Raw genomic sequence first — 1,578 nt, 5'->3', positions numbered from 1 at the left:
CGAGGTGGTGGCCGAGCACGACCTGGAGGGCGTGATCCAGGTCGCCAGCTTCCACCCCGACTACCGCTTCGAGGGCACCGAGCCCGAGGACATCACCAACGCCACCAACCGCTCGCCGTTTCCCACGCTGCACCTGCTGCGCGAGGACAGCGTGGCCCGCGCCGTGGCCAGCGAGGGTGGCGACGCGGACGCCATCGTGGCCCGCAACATGGACACCTTGCGCCGCCTCGGGCCGCAGGGCTGGCGCGAGCTGCTGTCGGCGCCGGGCGACACCAAGGCCTGAATTGCCGGGGCGGGCTGGCCTTTTCCGCCCTTTTGGGACTATGGTTCGCGGGGCACAATGCCCCCGCCGTTCGTCGTCGATGCCTTTGCCATGCCCAATTCCCCCCTCCCGGCCCTTGACCTCTGCCTGAAGGAGGCACTGGACCAGTGCCGGCAATGGATCCCCGCCTGGATCGACCGCGTGCACGGCCTGCTGCGCGAGCGTGAGCTGGCGCAGACCCAGGTCCACGAGCGCCAGGCCCTGCTGGAGGCCCACCAGGCGGTGCACCGCCAGCGCGACGCGGTGGCCCGCCACTGGCTGTCCGCCCTGGCCGATCGGCTGGAGCAGGCCCCGGCCGCGAGCGCGCAGGCGCGCAAGCCCGCGCTCAGCCTGGACGAACTCGAACTCATGGGCGACGACCAGGTGCACGAGCGCGTGGAGATCGCCCGCGCGCAGCAGACGGCCATGCTGTCGGCCGACGACGCCTTCAACGAATTCACCGCGCGCCTGTCCACCGCGCAGGGCTTCAAGGTGGTCAACGCCGAGCTCAATCCGCTGCGCGTGCAGGTCTTCGTCGAAACCCTGCTGTCCTCGCTGAAGGGCCTGGACGTGACGCCCGCCGCGCGCGCCCGCTGGCTGCGCGTGGGCGCCACGTCGCTCGGTGAATCGCTCGACCTGTTCTACCGCCACCTGAGCGCCTGGCTCAACGCCCAGGGCGTGCAGCCGGCCGGCTACGCGGTCGTGATGGCGCCCGAGTCGCGCGCCGTGGTCGAGGAAGAACTCATGGGCCAGGACCTGCTTGAAGGCCCGATGAGCGACCAGGAGGCCCTGCTCACGCTGGACCACCTGCACCGCCTGCTGGTGGGCGACACCGAAGGCGGCGAGGGCGCTCGCCGCGCCAACGACGCCATGACCCGCGCGCTGGCCGGCGAGGTGGTGACGCTGATGATGCAGCGCATCGCCACCGACAAGCGCCTGCTCAAGCCGGTGCGCGGCCACCTGCAGGAGATGAAGCCCGCGCTGCTGGAGCTCGCCACCAGCAACCCACGCTTCTTCGCCGACCGCAACAACCCCGCGCGGCGCCTGCTCGATGCCGTAACCGCGCGCAGCCTGGCATTCACCAGCGAACAGGACGAGGGCTACAGCGGCTTCCTGCAGGAGCTGCGGCACGTGGTGTACGAACTGCGCCGCCCCGGCAAGACCGACCTGGCCGACCGCTTCCCCACGCTGCTCGACCAGCTGCGCCAGTTCGAGGACCGCGCCGTGCCGCGCGGCGAGCGCGAGGCGCGCGGCCGCGCCGTGCAGACCCTGGTGAA

The 1,578-nt window shown here is 71.5% G+C and carries 2 protein-coding genes; both read left to right on the top strand.

The annotated features are described in order from the left end of the window. On the top strand, positions 1-283 hold a 283-nt coding region (locus BGO22_RS14970), incomplete at its 5' end, for a DUF1415 family protein (RefSeq protein ID WP_286851514.1). 90 nt (positions 284-373) lie between these two features. Beyond that, positions 374-1,578, top strand: a 1,205-nt coding sequence (locus tag BGO22_RS14965; protein ID WP_286851512.1) for a DUF1631 family protein, incomplete at its 3' end; no start/stop codon positions are given.

The organism is Hydrogenophaga sp. 70-12, from assembly GCF_001897365.1.
In the GTDB taxonomy this organism is placed as follows: Bacteria; Pseudomonadota; Gammaproteobacteria; order Burkholderiales; family Burkholderiaceae_C; genus Hydrogenophaga; species Hydrogenophaga borbori.
The sequence above is the reverse complement of the archived record's forward strand: the minus strand, read 5'-3'. Positions and strand labels throughout refer to the sequence as shown.